The sequence below is a fragment of the Undibacterium sp. TJN19 genome, assembly GCF_049339485.1.
Classification (GTDB): domain Bacteria; phylum Pseudomonadota; class Gammaproteobacteria; order Burkholderiales; family Burkholderiaceae_D; genus Undibacterium.
Map to the genome: position 1 here is coordinate 25,897 of NZ_JBMPPL010000017.1, position 17,064 is coordinate 42,960.

Consider the following 17,064-nt stretch of genomic DNA (forward strand, 5'->3'; position numbering starts at 1 on the left):
TGAAGCTATAGAAGAAATTAACGCATTTTCCATAGACAAATGCCTTTGGGAACAGTTCCATACGAAAAGATTTTTTACGTAATTCTGTACAAAATTTGCTTTTGTTTTGGAAAAGCCTGTATCGATTTCGTTATTTGCAGAAATGGGTATCAGGCAGGCAGTTGGCGATATTGCAAGGGGCTTAAGCCCAGCCGTGATCTGAAGGCGCTGCCAAGGTGGGATTGGTGAGCAAAACCACAATCGGCAGCGATTGCAGCGATGGATAGATTGCTCGTCCTCAGTAAACGGCGCGCCCTTTGCAGTCTGCGTTCCGTGATATAGGCGTGCGGTGTGCTACCCGTCGCATGGCTGAAGCTGCGCAAGAAATGCAGAAGGGACATATCTGCCATCACGGCCAGATCTTCCAGTTTCAGTTGGGTATCAAGCTCGTCTTCTATGTGGTCGAGTATGCGCGAGTGAAAGGCCCGATCTTCGGCATAACGGCTAGCTGTGTTTGCGATATTCCCTGCAAGTGCAAAGCCACGCTGCAAAAATAATCCCGCCTTTTCTTCGATAAGCAGGTTATCAGGTGTAGCTTGCAGTAACAGATGGCGTAATTGCCAGGCCAGGTTGACAGCTTGTTTGTCACCGTGAAAGATTTGCCGTCCCGTTGCATGGTTTAAAATTGCAAGCCTTGCCAGCAATTCGGGCTGCCTGATATGCATGAGCAGATATTCACCGCCATGCGCAGACTCTGAAAACATCGGCAGCTTGGCAGCGCTGATGGCGAAGTCACCAGGCCAGGCATCGAAGTCCTGGCGCTTGTCGCTGCCTATGGCATGGATACCGGTCTGGCGTGCCAATGCCAGCCCAAGGCTGGCAACAGGGGACTGGCTATTGATCGAGTAGGGTGCTGCTGGCAATAGCTCCAGGTTTGCCCAGCTGATATCTGTTTGCATTGCAAAAACTTCCTGCTGAAATTTCTTGATAGCGTACACAATGTCGTCTGCCTATTATAGTGACATTCACAGTCTGACTGACATATGCGGCGGTCAATTTATCCACGGAGTTGCAATGAAAACCATAGGTCTGATCGGCGGCATGAGTTGGGAATCGACCATCCCTTATTACAAGATCATCAATGAAACCATCAAGGAAAAACTGGGTGGGCTGCATTCGGGAAAAATCATTCTCTACAGCCTGGATTTTCATGAGATAGAAAGACTGCAACATGCTGGTGACTGGGATGCCGCGGGGCTTATCCTGGCGCAAGCGGCCCGCGCGCTAGAACTGGCAGGTGCTGATTTTCTGGTGTTGTGTACCAATACCATGCACAAGCTGGCTGGGTCAATTGAAGCCGCTGCCGCCATCCCGCTGTTTCATATCGCAGACCCGACGGCGCAAGCGGTCAGGGATGCGGGCTATGACAAGGTCGGTTTGCTGGGCACACGTTTTACCATGGAACAGGATTTTTATCGTGAACGCCTGCAGGGTAAGTTCGGCTTGCAAGTGCTGGTGCCGGAGCTGGCAGACCGTGACATCGTACACCGTGTCATCTATGAAGAACTTTGTCTTGGCAAGATCGTTGACGCATCACGTCAGCAATATTGCCGCATTATTGCTGACTTAAAAGCGCAAGGTGCGCAAGCCATTATCATGGGTTGTACCGAGATCACTTTACTGCTGAGTCAGCAGGATACCGACCTGCCCCTGTTTGACACTACCGGCATACACGCGCATCAGGCTGCTGAATGGGCGTTGGCATCAAACTGAGTGAAGGCATGCATCATTCACTGCGTGGCAGTGATCGTATCATCCGGCGATCAGTTCACTTTTTTCAGCGCTTCTCTGATCGCTGGCAAAAGGCGTTCTTTCAGCGTAGCGTCGGTGCTTTCCCTTACCGAGTAATACAAGGGCAACAAAAAGCCGCTGAGATTATGTCTTTGCGCCAGCCTGGCCTGTGTGTACGGGCCGGGTTTGCTGTGCTGTTCCATTAACTGATTAAACCAGTTTTCCCAGTCACGATTATTAAAACTGGGCGTTTTGGCCAGGTAAAAAATTGCCGTCATCAGGCGTGTGCCTTCACCATATTTATAGAAATGACTGGCCGGGGCAACCTGGCTGGCTATGGCCGCCAGCATGGTTTCATGCTGGGGTTTTTCTATGGCGGGGTTAAGTGCCAACTGCAGCATCAGATCGGCGCTGTGGGCAATACCATGCCGCCAGCCATCCTTTTCATCAAAGCCGCGATAATCCTGCAATTGCGTCAGATAATTGCTGCCGACGTTGACGATGTCTATTCTTTCCTGCGAACTCAGGTAGGGCTGGCGACGGTCGACCCTGACTAGTTCTGCGAGCGTGAGAATGGCAAAGGGACGCAGGAAGCCATGTTCATCTTCCCTATTTTCCTGCAAGTCAGCCAATATTTTTTTGCGTAGCACCGTCAATGTGGCGACCTGCAATTTCTCGCCACGCATCCACGCTGACAGTCCATCAAAGGCCAGTTCATCACGCAATACCGGATCAGGGTGGCCAAGACAATCCGCCAGGCTAATAGCCAGCGCCTGTCTTTTCACATCGTCTTCAACTACCCAATTTGCGGCCTTAATTGCCAGCATATCAGTACGAATCTGATTGTCAGGCTGGCAGGTGGCATGAATGGGGCCGCTGACCCCAAGGGTGATCATTAACAACAGTGCTGGAGAAAACATCTTGTGATGCATGTGGGCAGCCGCATGAATGGTAAGTCTGGCAGTGTGCCACGGCGTTTTTTTCTTGTCACGAGCCATGTATTTGATTTTTTGAAAAATAATCTTGTGCAAAAAATATTGAGTTAGTGTTATAGTTTAGTACAACACTAAATTTATTAAATAAATTATTTCCATTCTTAAGGAATGTCCATGCATAAACCAATCAGTAGCAGGGAAAAGCGCAGCCAGGGTTTTTCCGGTGGCTACCCCTGTATGAGAAAGGAGTCAGGTCTATGAGTATCAGCTGGAACGATCAGGCGCCGATTTATCGGCAGTTAAAACAAAAGGTGCTGGGCATGCTGCTCGATGGCGTATTGAAATCTGGCGATGCCTTGCCATCAGTACGGCAGGTGGCCGCAGATTATCAAATTAATCCGATTACGGTTTCCAAAGCCTATCAGGAATTGGTAGATGAAGAATTGGTCGAAAAACGAAGGGGACTGGGTATGTACGTGACCGAAGGCGCACTTGATAAATTATTGGCCAGTGAACGTGAGCGATTCTTACAGGAAGAATGGCCAACTATGCTGGAGCGCATACGCAGGCTGGGGCTGGATTTACAGCAATTGCCAGGTTTGCCAGGCAGTTTAGCTGTAAAGGGAGCACAACAATGACAGCGATTATTTCTGCCCGTGGCCTCAGCAAACGTTATGGCAAACAGACTGTACTGGACGCTCTGAATTTTGATATCCCCGCTGGCCGGATTGTTGGCTTGATCGGGCCAAACGGCTCAGGCAAAACAACGACACTCAAGGCAATATTAGGTTTGAATAATTTTGATGGCGAATTGACGGTATTTGGATTGGATCCACGCACCCAACGCGACGCGCTGATGGCTGATGTCTGTTTTATCGCAGATGTTGCGATTTTACCTGGATGGCTAAAAGTGAAAGAGGCAATTTCGTTTGTTGAGGGTGTACATCCCAAGTTTAATCGTGCCAAAGCTGAACGTTATATTGCCAATACCAAGTTGAGCCCGGATATGAAAGTTAAGGCTATGTCGAAAGGCATGGTGGCGCAATTGCATTTAGCGCTCATCATGGCGATTGATGCCAAATTGCTGGTTCTGGATGAACCGACTTTGGGTCTTGATATTTTGTATCGCAAACAGTTTTATCAAAATTTGCTCGAAGATTATTTTGACGAAAACAAAACCATCATCATTACTACACACCAGGTTGAAGAAGTAGAACACATTCTGAGTGACGTCATTTTTATTAATGAAGGAAGGATCGTTCTGGAAACCAGCACTCAACAAATGATGGAACGGTTTATTGAGGTCATGGTCAAGCCGGAAAATCTGGAACAAGCGCTATCTTTACATCCCATAGATCAACGATCGGTTTTTGGAAAAGCGATCTTGACCTTTGATGGCGTTGACCAAGACACTTTAGCTTCGCTTGGCGAAACAAGAATCCCAGGATTGGCGGATCTGTTTGTCGCAAGCATGAAAGGAACTGGCAAATGAAAACAATGCTTTATTTATTGCGACGTGAATTCTGGGAGCATAAAGGCATGTTCCTGTGGACGCCACTGGCAGCGGCTTTCGCAATGATACTTGTGTTTGCGTTGCCAGTGATATTTGGAAAAACCTTATTGCAGGAACGACATTTTGCGCGCATTGCGGCAATGAGAGACCATACTGCCCTGGTTGGTGATGCACTAGCACGTGTCTACATGACGTTTACCGGCCCGATATTGGCAGTGATGGCGCTTATTATTTTCTTTTACTGTCTGGGCTGCCTTTATGATGACAGGCGTGACCGCAGTATCCTTTTCTGGAAATCTTTGCCTGTTTCAGATTTTGAAACCGTATTGTCAAAATTGCTGACTGCCAGCGTGGTTGTGCCGGTTATTTTTCTAATCATTGGTACGGTCATGTCTTTTATCATGATGACGATAGTCAGCATAGGATTGGCTACACAAGATGTCTATTTGTTCAAGGATTTGCTATTGAACGAAAGATTGTATCTCTCGCCCTTGCAAGTTTTTGCGATGTTGCCTGTGTATGTGTTCTGGGCATTACCTAGCCTAGGATGGCTAATGCTGGTTTCAAGCTGGGCACGTTCCAAAGTTTTTTTATGGGCAATTGGTTTACCTCTGATATCCTTGCTCTTATTGACCATGGTGCAGAAAATTCAATTGCAAAACCTTGATGTGTCGTGGTTTGCCGATCTAATTGTGGGAAGGGGATTAGCTGGGATTATTCCGGGATCCTGGATACATTTTGAACATATTTCATACGAAACGGCTTTTCGGCCGGGTGCTAACGGTGTGGACTATGGTGCCGTTCTCGCCATCTCCTGGGATACGCTGACTAGCCCGCAAATATGGTGGGGCGTACTGGCGGCAGCGGTCATGTTTTACATGACAATACGCTTGCGTCGCTGGCGAGAGGCAGAATGATGCATCGCTGATTGGAATTGCGGCAAAGGCGGCAATTCCAATCAATTCCATTTTTTATCGGCAGGTCTTACGACCAAAGCCACGCCGCCTAACGCTACCAGCATGCCAAAGATAGCCGTCATCGTCAGTTTTTCATCAAACATCAGCCATGCCATGGCGGCCGTGACCGCAGGTACCAGATACATATAGCTGGTGACCTTGGTTGCTTCGCCATGGCGTATCATGATGAACAGCACAGAAATACCCACACCTGACAGCACAAATACCGACCATGCCATCGCGGCAAAAAATTGCGGTGTCCAGATGATGGTCTGGGTTTCCAGCAACAGGGCAAATGGCAGGGTGAAGATGAAAGATGCGGCAAACTGTATGACTTGACCGGTTCTGACATCAAAACTGGGACAGGTTTTTTTCTGGTACAAGGTTCCCACTGTCATTGCCGTCAGTGCCATGGTGGCTAACGCGACGCTACTGACAGACAAGCCTATCACCGAGATTTTGTTGGCGACGACCAGCGCGACGCCACATATGCCCAAAGCCAGACCCAGCCACTGTTTGCCATAAATGCGCTCACCGATCAATGGCCCCAGAAAGGCAGTAAAGATGGGCTGGGTATTGGCGATCAGGGCGGCCACGCCAGCAGGCATGCCCAGTTTGACCGCACACCAGATACCACCCAGGTAAAGTGCCTGCATCAGTATGCCGGCAATGGCAATCGGCAGCCATGCCTTGCGTTCAGGCCAGGGTGCACGCATGACAACGGCCAGTACCAGCATGAAAATAATGACCCCCAGATAACGCATGCTGAGGAATGTCAGTGGTTCGGCATAGGGCAGGCCAAATTTGGCAACGACATAGCCGGATGCCCAAATAAAAATAAATACCGCAGGAAGAAAACGCAAAAAACGAGATGAAGACATAGGTATTGGAGTATTGGAAGCCTGGCAGGTCGTCATCAGCACTCGGCTTGTGATGAACCATCGTTCAGTTTGAAAGAAGTGAGTAATGGTCGCATAAAGCAGTCAGGCCATGGATGAAAAAAAACCTGTGATGTCTACACATGCACAGGTTTTTTTCATGTATTTCTGTTGCCTTGATCAGCAACGGAAAGCAGGGACACTCAGGCCAGGTTGGCTGCTGCAAAATCCCAGTTTGCCAGAGCCCAGAATGCTTCCAGGTATTTTGGACGGGCATTGCGGTAATCGATGTAGTAAGCATGCTCCCACAGATCGCAGGTAATCAGTGCTGTGTCTGCTGTCGTCAGTGGTGTTGCCGCATTTGATGTGTTGACGATATCCAGTGAGCCATCGGCTTTTTTTACCAGCCATGTCCATGAAGAACCGAAATTGCCGATGCAGGATTTGGTGAAGGCTTCCTTGAACGCGTCGAAAGAACCCCATTTGGCATTGATTGCATCTGCCAGGGCACCGGTTGGTGCGCCGCCGCCGTTAGGTTTCAGGCCATTCCAGTAGAACGTGTGGTTCCAGATCTGTGCTGAGTTATTGAAAATACCGCCAGAAGATTTCTTGACGATTTCTTCCAGTGTGGAGTTTTCAAATTCTGTACCCTTGATCAGGTTATTCAGATTGGTCACATAGGTTTGATGGTGCTTGCCATAGTGATATTCCAGCGTCTCCTGGGAGATATGTGGAGCCAATGCATCCAGTGCATAAGGCAGTGCCGGTAAGGTATGTTCCATATCGCGTCCTTTTATCGTGAGTTTATCAATTCCGGCAATCCGGAAAAGCCAGACCAGCATTGTAAGCTTTTGTACAAAAGCGTGCACGGACACATTGATAACATACTTATATCGAAGGGGCTGTTGCAAAATCAGGAAAGCTGTGCTTTTCCAGCGTTACTTTTCTTGCGGGAAATGACAATGACGGGAAGCGCGGTGTTTATTCGATATAAGTTTGCACACTGCTGATACCAATTTCTGCACTGCCTTCAGCCAGACGTAATTGCAAGAGACCATGTGGTTTGACATCGTTGACATTGCGCAGGGCGCGACCCTTTTGATCGCTGAGGATGGCGTAGCCGCGCTCAAGTGTGCGTTGTGGGCTCAGCATTTCCAGTTGTGTCTGTATGGATTGCAACTGCTGGCGTTGACCGTTCAGGCCTTGCTGGCTCGCCTGTTGCAGGCGTCGCTGCCACTCACCGAGCAAACGTCGTGGTGCCTGTGTATCGGGCTTCAGCGACTGCCAGCCTTGCCGCAATTGCGTCAGTTCATGCCTGGCCTGCTGCAATGGCATGGTCGCAGTAAAGCGCAAATTGCGGGCAATGTTTTCCAGTTGCAGGCGTTTGGCAGTAATTGCTGCTTTTGGGCTTAACAGGCGATGGCTTTGCCAGTCCAGGGTCTGCGCATGCCTGTCCAGTTGCCTGTGCATGGCACGATTCAATATTTGTGCCTGTCCTTGCAGCAGTTGCAGCAATTCTGCTCTTGGTGTGGCGGCCAGTTCTGCAGCGGCAGTGGGGGTGGCAGCGCGGACATCGGCAGCAAAATCGGCAATCGTAAAATCAGTTTCATGGCCAATGCCGGCGATCACCGGCATGGGGCAGTTGACAATCGTACGTGCGACCACTTCTTCGTTGAAAGCCCACAAGTCTTCTATGCTGCCGCCACCACGACATACCAGCAAGACATCGCATTCTTCACGTGCTGCTGCCGTGGCAATCGCCTGTGCAATTTTTAACCCGGCACCTTCACCCTGCACGGGGGTAGGATAAAGAATGACTTGAATATGCGGTGCGCGCCTTTGCAAAGCAGTCAGCACATCACGCAGGGCCGCAGCCTGTGGGCTGGTAACGATGCCAATGCAGCGTACAAAGCCAGGCAAAGCACGTTTGCGTGCAGTGTCGAACAGGCCTTCCTGGGTCAGTTGCGCTTTTAACCTGAGGAACGCCTCATATAAATTACCGACACCTGCGCGGCGTATGGCTTCTACACTGAGCTGGTAGTCACCACGCGGCGCATACAGCGTAGCCAGTGCGCGCACTTCTACCTTATCGCCTTCCCTGGGCTGGAAATCGGCGTATTGGGCGCGGCCGCGAAACATGACAGCACGCACTTGTGCGGCGCTGTCCTTGAGGGTGAAATACCAATGACCAGAAGCGGCGCGGGTAAAGTTGGAAATCTCACCGGAAACCCACGTCAAAGGTAAATTTCGCTCCAAAAGTTGAGCTACGGCCTGATTGAGCGCCGAAACTGTTAATACAGCTGGCGTATTTGCTGGGTTTGCGTAAGGAGAATCAGTATTCATAAAGCCTGGCAGCGGAAAAGCTGTCCACAGAAGCGTGGGTTCGTCATCAGGATGTCATTTTGCCGTAGAGATGTCAAAAGAAATGAAAGTTTACTCTCTAAGTCCTTGATTTTTAATATGAATCAATCTGCAAAAGAATAAGGCAATATGAAAATTCTCTTTCAAATCAAGGCTCTTGAGATCATTCAAGCTGCTTGTGCACAAACTTATCCACAGAAATTGTGATTAATCTGTTGAAAACTTTTTAGTGCGTGGCCAGACTGGTTTTGCTTAAAATATTTGCACTATAGTAATTTTCATTAAAATCAAAGACTTATGTTGTTTCCCTAGGCTTCTGCACAAGCTTGTCCACATAAATTGTGCAGAAATACGACTTATACACGTTAATAAGTGTCGAAATTATAATAAATATTTACTTCGTGTGGATAAATCTAATTTGCCTCATTTTTGGGCGAAAGAATTTTATTCATATTAATCATGTACTTATCATTATCTCCACGGCTTTTTCACAATGTTGTCCACAGATTATGTGCAAAAAGTCAAAGTTACACAAAGACAGCGTTTATTTAATTGTCTTTCAGGTATCTTTTCAAGGAAAAATCTTCAAAAACGTTTAAAACCATCGATTTGCCTGTTTTTCTGGCAGCACTGATTTGATGATATGAATCAGTGACTTAAGACGTTTCCTTGAGGTAATGCACAATCTTGTCCACATATTTTGTGCAAAACAAGCCGGGTTTTCCACAACATTACAGAGATGCTTAAAGTTTGGGCGAAACGTCAGGAAAACAGTGGATAATTCTTGGTATGCACAAAATATTGGCAGCGGGATAATGTTCTTTTAAATCAGCGACTTGGCATTCTGTACAAGACTTTTGCACAATGTTGTCCACAATTTATGTGCAGAAGCCACTTGGATATTTGCTTTAAAAACCGGTTTTTACGTGTAATTCATTGTGCCTAAATCTTTTGCACAGGTAAAAAGTGCATATAAATCAAACACTTATTTACTTTATCCACACTTATCCACAGGCTTGCTCACAGATTTTGTGCAAAACAGGTATTTTCTGAGGGCTGATAAGCTGAGGCATGATTGTGCAATGCTGCTTCTATAGTTTTTTGCTGCCTGCTCTTGCCCGCAAGCAGACAACGCGCTACATTTCGGGCTTGGATTTAGGAACCTTCAAGGAGTTAATTTGTTTGCCATCATTCAAGCCGCAGGCTGGCCAATTTATTTGTTGCTGATTGCCTCAGTTATTGCGCTGACATTAATCATCGAACGCAGCCTGTCTTTACGCAGAAGCCGCATCTTGCCACCGACATTGCTGGATGAAGTCATCCGTGTCTATCAGGCCGGGAAAGTCAAACCCGAAGTCATAGAACAACTGGCTGGCAACTCGCCACTGGGCAAGGTATTGGCAGCAGGCTTGCGTAATGTCAACGCACCACGCGAAGTCATGAAAGAGTCGATCGAAGAAGCCGGTAGCGCAGTGGCGCATGAACTGGAGCGTTTTCTGACTACACTGGGAACGATTGCTTCGCTGGCACCTTTGATGGGTTTGTTTGGTACCGTGGTCGGGATGATAGAAATTTTCGGTTCTCAAAATGCATCTGGCGCCAATCCTGCGCAACTGGCACATGGTATTTCTGTTGCTTTGTACAATACCGGCTTTGGTCTGATGATTGCGATGCCTGCGATGGTGTTCTGGCGTCATTTCCGCGCGCTGGTCGATAGTATCGTCGTCGATATGGAGCAACAGGCCATCAAATTTGTTGACGTTGTCCACAGTGCCAGGAAGTAACCATGAATTTTCGTAAAGGAAAGGGCAGGGAAGAGCCAGAGATCAACCTGATCCCGTTTATTGACGTGCTGCTGGTCATCCTGATTTTTCTGATGGTGACGACGACTTATAGCCGCTTCACCGAATTGCAAATCACTTTGCCGACGGCCGATGCTGAAAAAGCACAGGACAAGCCCAACCAGATTGATATCGGTATTGATGCGCAAGGGCGCTATAAAATCAATAATCAGGCAATTTCATTTCTCGATACCGTAACCCTGGCAGAAGATTTGAAGAAAGCCGCCGGAGCCATGGATGCTGCCAAAGCAGGTGGTCAGACTGATCCTGTCGTGATCATCAATGCGGATCGTGCAGCAACGCATCAGTCAGTCATCGATGTGCTGGAAGCAGCGCGTATTGCCGGTTTGTCCAAGGTCACCTTTGCGGCACAGGCGTCCCCCAAGTCGAAATAGGTCGGACAGACGTAGATAACGGCCGGGGGGTATGATGTACTCCCCGGTTTCTTTTTGTCAGGAGTTTCATGCGTTCAATGTGGGAAAGGCTGTTCTTGGCTGCCTGGCAAAAGCGGGGCGTGCTGGCCTGCCTGCTTTGGCCTTTATCCAAATTGTTTCAATTGGTAGTGAATTTTCGCTTTGCCCTGTTCGTCCTCGGTTATAAAAAACAAACCCGTATTGCCGTGCCTGTCGTTGTTGTGGGCAATATATTTATCGGTGGCACCGGTAAGACGCCGCTGGTGATCTGGCTGGTAAAAGAATTGCAAAAGGCGGGCTGGCATCCGGCAGTGATTTCGCGTGGCTATGGGGCGGCAGCAGAAAACGTAGTCATGCTGGATGCTAATGCGACTGCGCAGCAGGTTGGTGATGAACCCTTGTTGATTGCAGAACGGACTGGCTGTCCGGTGGCCGTTGGCCGTGACCGTGTCGCGGTAGCGCAATGCCTGCTTGCTGCGCTTCCAGAGATTGACATCATTTTTGCAGACGATGGCTTGCAGCATTACGCACTGGCGCGTGATATAGAGATTGTTTTATTTGATCAGCGTGGTATTGGCAATGGCTGGATGTTGCCTGCTGGCCCCTTGCGTGAGTCTGTGCAACGTCGTCGCGATTTTACTGTCTGCAACCTGGCTGTCGGGATTACGCATGCCAATTTGCCGGGCATGCCGCCAGATACGCTGCCTATGTACTTGCAAGCAGGTGCTGCATATAGTTTGCATGACCCTCTGCATCAAAAGGACCTGAAGGATTTTCAAGGCCAGCGCCTGGTGGCTGCCGCAGGCATAGGCAATCCTCAGCGGTTTTTTACCATGCTGGAACAGCATGGGCTGCAATCTAAAACGATGACCTTTCCTGATCACTACGCCTTTGATGCACAGAGTTTTGCCGGTATTGATGCCGAATGCATCCTGATTACCGAAAAGGATGCAGTAAAATGTAGGCAGATCGCGGCTTTGAAAAATGACGCCCGCATCTGGGTGGTGCCAGTAGAGGCGCAACTCGATGCCAGTTTTGCCGCCACCCTCATACAAATGATTTCGGAGAAAACGCATGGAAGCACGCCTGCTTGATGTATTGGTTTGTCCTTTATGCAAAGGGCCTCTGGTGTACCAGAAAACTAGCCAGGAACTGATTTGCCATGGCGATAAACTGGCTTATCCCATTCGTGATGATATTCCCATCATGTGGGCAGACCAGGCGCGCAGTCTGACTGCGGAAGAAATCGCAGCACGCTCATAAGGGGTTTTGATTTTATGAGTTTTATTGCGATTATTCCCGCAAGGCTGGCTTCCAGCCGCCTGCCGAATAAACCCCTGGCCGATATCGGCGGCAAACCCATGGTGGTGCGCACCGCCGAACGCGCCTTGCTGTCCGGTGCCAGCGCCATCATGGTGGCAACGGATCATGCCGACATTGTCGCAGCCTGCCGTGCGCATGGCGTGCCGGTTTGCATGACGCGTGCTGATCATCCTTCCGGCACGGACCGCATAGCAGAAGTTGCCGCCAGCATGAATCTGGCTGACGACGCAGTGATTGTCAACGTGCAGGGCGATGAGCCCTTGATTGATCCGGCGCTGATTGCCGCTACGGCCGCTCTGGTGAATGCCGCTGTGCCGATGGCCACGGCTGCCCATCCGATTCACGATGCAGGTGACGGTTTTAATCCCAATGTCGTGAAAGTGGTGTTGGATAAAGCCGGTCGTGCGCTGTATTTTTCACGTGCCACCATACCCTGGCATCGCGATGGCTTTTCTGCCAGCCGTACTGAGTTTCCGGCTGGCTATATGCCGCTACGGCATATAGGTTTGTATGCATATCGCAACGATTTTTTAAAAAAATATCCGCAATTGTCTGTCTCGCCTTTGGAGCAGATAGAAGCACTGGAACAACTGCGGGTGTTATGGCATGGCTATCCCATCGCCGTCCATGTGACTGCTTCCAGCCCCGCGCCTGGGGTGGATACGGCAGAAGATTTATTGCGTGCCAGACAGTTCTTTATGGATCAAAAATAAAAAAAACCGCACTAAACGATGAACTTATTGCAGATTTCATGGCAAAGCATCAAGAACATGAAAAATTGTGGTAAGTTTCGTGAAAAGAAACTGTGTTATCACTAGCAGAATAAGAAAAGCAAAATCACTAGTGTTAGCATGCAAAACAGACAATTCGGCATGTTTTCATGACAACATGCACAAAAAATTCAACTCGTCTTAGGAAATTTAAAATGCGTCTTATTTTGTTGGGAGCGCCGGGTGCCGGCAAGGGTACACAAGCCACATACATCAAAGAAAAATTCAATATTCCACAAATTTCAACAGGTGACATGCTGCGTGCTGCGGTAAAAGCCGGTACGCCTTTGGGTCTGGAAGCCAAAAAAGTCATGGATGCTGGTGGACTGGTATCAGATGACATCATTATCGGCCTGGTTAAAGACAGGTTGAAACAGGATGATTGCGCGAATGGTTACTTGTTTGACGGTTTCCCACGTACGACGCCGCAAGCGGATGCCATGAAAGATGCGGGTGTGACGATTGATTACGTACTCGAAATCAACGTGCCCGATGAAGCCATTATCGACCGTATGAGTGGTCGCCGCGTTCACCCCGGTTCTGGCCGTACTTACCATGTCAAATTCAATCCACCGAAAGTGGAAGGCAAAGATGACGTGACCGGTGAAGAATTGATACAGCGTGACGACGACAAGGAAGAAACCGTCACCAAGCGCCTCAGTGTGTACCACGAACAGACAGAAGTGCTGCTGACTTACTATGGCGACTGGGCAAAATCCGGCCAGCCAGGTGCACCCAAATATCGCAAGATCGCTGGTGTCGGACCGGTAGAAACCATCCGTGATAGCGCATTTGCGGCGCTGTCAGAATAGTTGAACAAAAGCGGACTTAGTGGTCCGCTTTTTTAATTGGCTAGCCCCAGCCATGTATCTCCAAAAATATGGGCTACGTAAAAGTTTCGCAGTGTGCAGGATTCATTTTCGTCGGGTAGCACAAAGCAGTCTGGTGCTGACGTATCAAGAATGAAGAATTGTCGTTGTTTCACTTTGTCGTCAAAAAACGTATGCGCGCCCACAAGGCAAGCATGCCCATAACAATTGGAGGAGTCAACATGGCAGCAAGTCTTTGGTTTGTCATCGCATGTGGAGTCATCGCCGTACTATACGGCCTGGTGTCGCGCAGCTGGATCTTGAAACAGGATGCCGGTAATGCGCGCATGCAGGAAATTGCCACCGCCATTCAGCAGGGTGCCGCCGCTTATCTCGCCAGGCAATACCGTACCATCGCCATTGTCGGGGCGGTGCTGTTTGTGGCCATCGCTGCCATCCCGGGTTTGGGTCTGATTACTGCACTGGGTTTCCTGATCGGTGCCGTGCTATCGGGTGCCTGCGGCTTCATCGGCATGAATGTGTCAGTGCGTGCTAATGTCAGGACCGCGCAGGCTGCTACCAAGGGTATGAATGAAGCGCTGGACGTGGCATTCCGCGGTGGTGCGATTACTGGCATGCTGGTGGTGGGCCTGGGTTTGCTGGGCGTGACGATTTTCTACTGGGTGCTGGTGGCCAATGCTGCTGGCGGTACGCTGACCCAGCATGATGTGATCAAACCCCTTATCGGCCTGGCTTTTGGCGCCTCGCTGATTTCCATCTTCGCCCGTCTGGGTGGCGGTATCTTCACCAAGGGCGCAGACGTGGGCGCTGATCTGGTTGGCAAGGTAGAAGCCGGTATCCCTGAAGATGACCCGCGCAACCCCGCCGTGATTGCTGACAATGTGGGTGACAATGTCGGTGACTGTGCCGGTATGGCGGCTGACCTGTTTGAAACCTATGTGGTGACCCTGATCGCCACCATGTTGCTGGGTGCGCTGGTCATTACCAGCAATGTCACTGAAGCGATTGTTTATCCCTTGCTGCTGGGCGCAGTATCCATTCTGGCCTCTATCGTTGGTTGTTCAATGGTGAAAGCCAAGCCCGGCAAAAAAATCATGTCTGCCCTGTACACGGGTTTGTGGTGGGCCGCTGGCTTATCGCTGATCGGTTTTGCGGTGGTGACCTGGCAAGTCTGGCCAGATGAAACCATGCGCATGAAGATGATGGGTTCTGCCCTGGTAGGTATCGTGCTCACCGGCCTGATGGTGTATATCACTGAATACTATACAGGGACCGATTTCAAACCCGTGCAGCATGTGGCGCAGGCATCCACGACCGGTCATGGCACGAATATTATTGCGGGTCTTGGCGTATCGATGAAATCGACGGCCTGGCCAGTGCTGGCAGTGTGTGCATCTATCCTCGTGTCATTTTCCCTGGCTGGTTTATATGGCATCGCTATCGCGGCGACATCCATGTTATCCATGGCCGGTATCATTGTGGCACTTGATGCCTACGGACCCATCACCGACAACGCCGGTGGTATTGCTGAGATGTCTGAAATGCCTGCATCAGTGCGGGCAATTACTGACCCGCTGGACGCAGTTGGCAACACTACCAAAGCCGTGACCAAGGGTTATGCGATTGGTTCAGCCGGTCTGGCTGCGCTGGTACTGTTTGCTGATTACACCCATGCGCTGGATTCAGTCGGCAAGAGCACTTCGTTTGACCTGTCGAATCCACAAGTCATCGTCGGCCTGTTTATTGGTGGCCTGATTCCTTACCTGTTTGGCGCGATGGCGATGGAAGCCGTAGGCCGTGCTGCAGGTGCCGTGGTGGTGGAGGTGCGTCGCCAGTTCAAGGAAATCAAGGGCATCATGGATGGCACGGGCAAGCCTGAATATGACAAGGCCGTCGATATGCTGACCACTTCGGCCATCAAGGAAATGATTATCCCTTCCTTGTTGCCTGTCATCGTGCCTATCCTGGTTGGCTTGCTGCTGGGGCCGGCGGCGCTCGGTGGTTTGCTGATGGGGACTATCGTTACCGGTCTGTTTGTAGCGATTTCCATGACCACCGGTGGTGGTGCCTGGGATAACGCCAAAAAATATATAGAAGATGGTCATTTTGGTGGTAAAGGTTCAGAAGCGCACAAGGCAGCGGTGACTGGTGACACGGTCGGTGATCCCTACAAGGATACCGCCGGTCCGGCCATCAACCCGCTGATCAAGATCATCAATATCGTTGCCTTGCTGCTGGTGCCTATCCTGCCTGCGGTTGGTACCAATGAAGCGGCTAGTCATGTCACGCCGACGATGCCGGTCGTGCAGTCGGCAGCGCCGGCGGCATCTGCGTCAGCATCTGTGCCGGTATTGACTCCGGCACCAACAGCGGCTTCTGCTTCGGTATCGGCTCCTATGGTTGCGCCTGAACCGCCAGCCATGCAAGAAGCGGCACCTGCCAGCAAGTAAAGCTTTTGCAGGTTTTATCTCTGGTTTGAAAAGTGGTGGCGATTTTTGCCGCCACTTTTTATTTTTAGCTTTACCTATTATTCGCTACAATAGGGCTATGTGACGTTAACGTAAACGTAATTGCAATGTGACGAAAATAGTGCAATGAAACAGAGATTCGCTTACGGCTCACTACCGATTCATTTTTAAACTTGGAGAGACAAACATGCAAATTCAGAATCATGTATTTATTATCACGGGTGGCGCTTCGGGACTGGGAGCCGCAACTGCCAGAATGATAGTCGCCAATGGCGGTAAAGTGGTACTGGCCGATGTGCAGGTTGAAGCTGGTGAAGCGCTGGCTTCTGAACTGGGTGGCAAGTTTGTCAAGTGCGATGTGACCTCGGAAGCCGATGGCCAGGCCGTGGTAGATGCTGCGGCCAGCATGGGCACATTGCGCGGCCTGGTGAATTGTGCCGGCGTCGCTCCAGCGATAAAGACCGTAGGCAAGGATGGTCCACACCCACTGGATGTTTTCCAGCGCGTGGTGAACATCAACCTGATTGGCACTTTCAATATGTGCCGCCTGGCAGCTGATGCCATGGGCAAGACCGAAGCTGCTGAACATGGCGAGCGCGGTATCATCATCAATACCGCTTCTGTTGCTGCCTATGATGGCCAGATCGGTCAGGCAGCCTATGCATCTTCCAAGGCAGCAGTAGTTGGCCTGACCTTGCCTATGGCCCGTGACTTGTCACGCAGCGGCATACGCGTCATGACGATTGCCCCGGGCATTTTTGAAACCCCGATGTTGCTGGGCATGCCGCAAGAAGTGCAGGACGCTTTAGGCAAGATGGTGCCGTTTCCTCCGCGCCTTGGCAAACCTGATGAGTATGCGAATCTGGCCAAGGCGATTATCGAGAATGTGATGTTGAATGGGGAAACCATTCGATTAGATGGCGCCATTCGCATGCAACCCAAATAGTAAGTGTTGATAAAGCTACTGCGCGCCTCGATTTTGAGCTTGCTGTTTTGCAAATTCGTC

17 protein-coding genes are annotated in these 17,064 nt (G+C 49.9%); 12 read left to right on the forward strand and 5 right to left on the reverse strand.

Annotation, left to right across the window (positions count from 1 at the left end; translation table 11 throughout):
* Positions 1-149 precede the first annotated feature (149 nt).
* Positions 150-938: a helix-turn-helix domain-containing protein gene (locus ACO0LH_RS27030; protein ID WP_422944253.1), complete on the reverse strand. Its 789-nt coding sequence runs from the start codon at positions 936-938 to the stop codon at positions 150-152.
* Between the two features lie 115 nt (positions 939-1,053).
* Here ACO0LH_RS27030 and ACO0LH_RS27035 point away from each other — a divergent pair, with 115 nt between their 5' ends.
* The gene (locus tag ACO0LH_RS27035; RefSeq protein ID WP_422944254.1) at positions 1,054-1,752 is read left to right on the forward strand and encodes an aspartate/glutamate racemase family protein; all 699 of its coding nucleotides are present in this window, start codon (positions 1,054-1,056) and stop codon (positions 1,750-1,752) included.
* Between the two features lie 50 nt (positions 1,753-1,802).
* On the opposite strand, the gene ACO0LH_RS27040 is transcribed toward ACO0LH_RS27035, so the two are convergent.
* Positions 1,803-2,702, reverse strand: coding sequence for a DUF2785 domain-containing protein (locus ACO0LH_RS27040; RefSeq protein ID WP_422944255.1), 900 nt, complete (start codon positions 2,700-2,702; stop codon positions 1,803-1,805).
* 260 nt (positions 2,703-2,962) lie between these two features.
* On the opposite strand from ACO0LH_RS27040, the gene ACO0LH_RS27045 reads away from it, so the two are divergent.
* The 3 genes from ACO0LH_RS27045 to ACO0LH_RS27055 are packed head-to-tail and all read left to right on the forward strand — an operon-like array spanning position 2,963 to position 5,135.
* Positions 2,963-3,343, forward strand: a complete 381-nt coding sequence (locus tag ACO0LH_RS27045; protein WP_422944256.1) for a GntR family transcriptional regulator — start codon at positions 2,963-2,965, stop codon at positions 3,341-3,343.
* Positions 3,340-4,197, forward strand: coding sequence for an ABC transporter ATP-binding protein (locus ACO0LH_RS27050; RefSeq protein ID WP_422944257.1), 858 nt, complete (start codon positions 3,340-3,342; stop codon positions 4,195-4,197). Before ACO0LH_RS27045 ends, ACO0LH_RS27050 begins: the two co-directional genes overlap by 4 nt.
* A complete protein-coding gene (locus ACO0LH_RS27055; RefSeq protein WP_422944258.1) occupies positions 4,194-5,135 on the forward strand; it encodes a hypothetical protein in 942 nt (313 codons plus the stop codon). The genes ACO0LH_RS27050 and ACO0LH_RS27055 overlap by 4 nt, the downstream gene beginning before the upstream one ends.
* A 41-nt stretch (positions 5,136-5,176) precedes the next feature.
* Here ACO0LH_RS27055 and ACO0LH_RS27060 read toward each other — a convergent pair whose 3' ends face one another.
* From ACO0LH_RS27060 to xseA, 3 genes are all read right to left on the reverse strand, one after another.
* Positions 5,177-6,055, reverse strand: a complete 879-nt coding sequence (locus ACO0LH_RS27060) for a DMT family transporter (RefSeq protein ID WP_422944259.1) — start codon at positions 6,053-6,055, stop codon at positions 5,177-5,179.
* Positions 6,056-6,255: 200 nt separating this feature from the next.
* Positions 6,256-6,834, reverse strand: coding sequence for a superoxide dismutase [Fe] (gene sodB / locus ACO0LH_RS27065; protein WP_422944260.1), 579 nt, complete (start codon positions 6,832-6,834; stop codon positions 6,256-6,258).
* A 199-nt stretch (positions 6,835-7,033) separates the two neighbouring features.
* Positions 7,034-8,395, reverse strand: a complete 1,362-nt coding sequence (gene xseA, locus ACO0LH_RS27070) for an exodeoxyribonuclease VII large subunit (RefSeq protein ID WP_422944261.1) — start codon at positions 8,393-8,395, stop codon at positions 7,034-7,036.
* Between the two features lie 1,196 nt (positions 8,396-9,591).
* On the opposite strand from xseA, the gene ACO0LH_RS27075 reads away from it, so the two are divergent.
* From ACO0LH_RS27075 to ACO0LH_RS27110, 8 genes are all read left to right on the forward strand, one after another.
* Positions 9,592-10,197, forward strand: a complete 606-nt coding sequence (locus tag ACO0LH_RS27075; protein WP_422944262.1) for a MotA/TolQ/ExbB proton channel family protein — start codon at positions 9,592-9,594, stop codon at positions 10,195-10,197.
* 2 nt (positions 10,198-10,199) lie between these two features.
* On the forward strand, positions 10,200-10,649 hold the full coding sequence (locus tag ACO0LH_RS27080; RefSeq protein ID WP_422944263.1) for an ExbD/TolR family protein: 450 nt from the start codon (positions 10,200-10,202) through the stop codon (positions 10,647-10,649).
* A gap of 68 nt (positions 10,650-10,717) precedes the next feature.
* Positions 10,718-11,761: a tetraacyldisaccharide 4'-kinase gene (gene lpxK / locus ACO0LH_RS27085; RefSeq protein WP_422944264.1), complete on the forward strand. Its 1,044-nt coding sequence runs from the start codon at positions 10,718-10,720 to the stop codon at positions 11,759-11,761.
* Positions 11,742-11,930: a Trm112 family protein gene (locus tag ACO0LH_RS27090; RefSeq protein WP_422944265.1), complete on the forward strand. Its 189-nt coding sequence runs from the start codon at positions 11,742-11,744 to the stop codon at positions 11,928-11,930. The genes lpxK and ACO0LH_RS27090 overlap by 20 nt, the downstream gene beginning before the upstream one ends.
* A 14-nt stretch (positions 11,931-11,944) precedes the next feature.
* Entirely contained in the window at positions 11,945-12,703 is a 759-nt protein-coding gene (kdsB, locus tag ACO0LH_RS27095) for a 3-deoxy-manno-octulosonate cytidylyltransferase (protein WP_422944266.1), read from the forward strand.
* A gap of 212 nt (positions 12,704-12,915) precedes the next feature.
* Entirely contained in the window at positions 12,916-13,572 is a 657-nt protein-coding gene (gene adk, locus ACO0LH_RS27100) for an adenylate kinase (protein ID WP_422944267.1), read from the forward strand.
* Between the two features lie 239 nt (positions 13,573-13,811).
* The gene (locus ACO0LH_RS27105) at positions 13,812-16,040 is read left to right on the forward strand and encodes a sodium-translocating pyrophosphatase (RefSeq protein WP_422944268.1); all 2,229 of its coding nucleotides are present in this window, start codon (positions 13,812-13,814) and stop codon (positions 16,038-16,040) included.
* 205 nt (positions 16,041-16,245) lie between these two features.
* A complete protein-coding gene (locus tag ACO0LH_RS27110; RefSeq protein ID WP_422944269.1) occupies positions 16,246-17,004 on the forward strand; it encodes a 3-hydroxyacyl-CoA dehydrogenase in 759 nt (252 codons plus the stop codon).
* Positions 17,005-17,064: the final 60 nt, after the last annotated feature.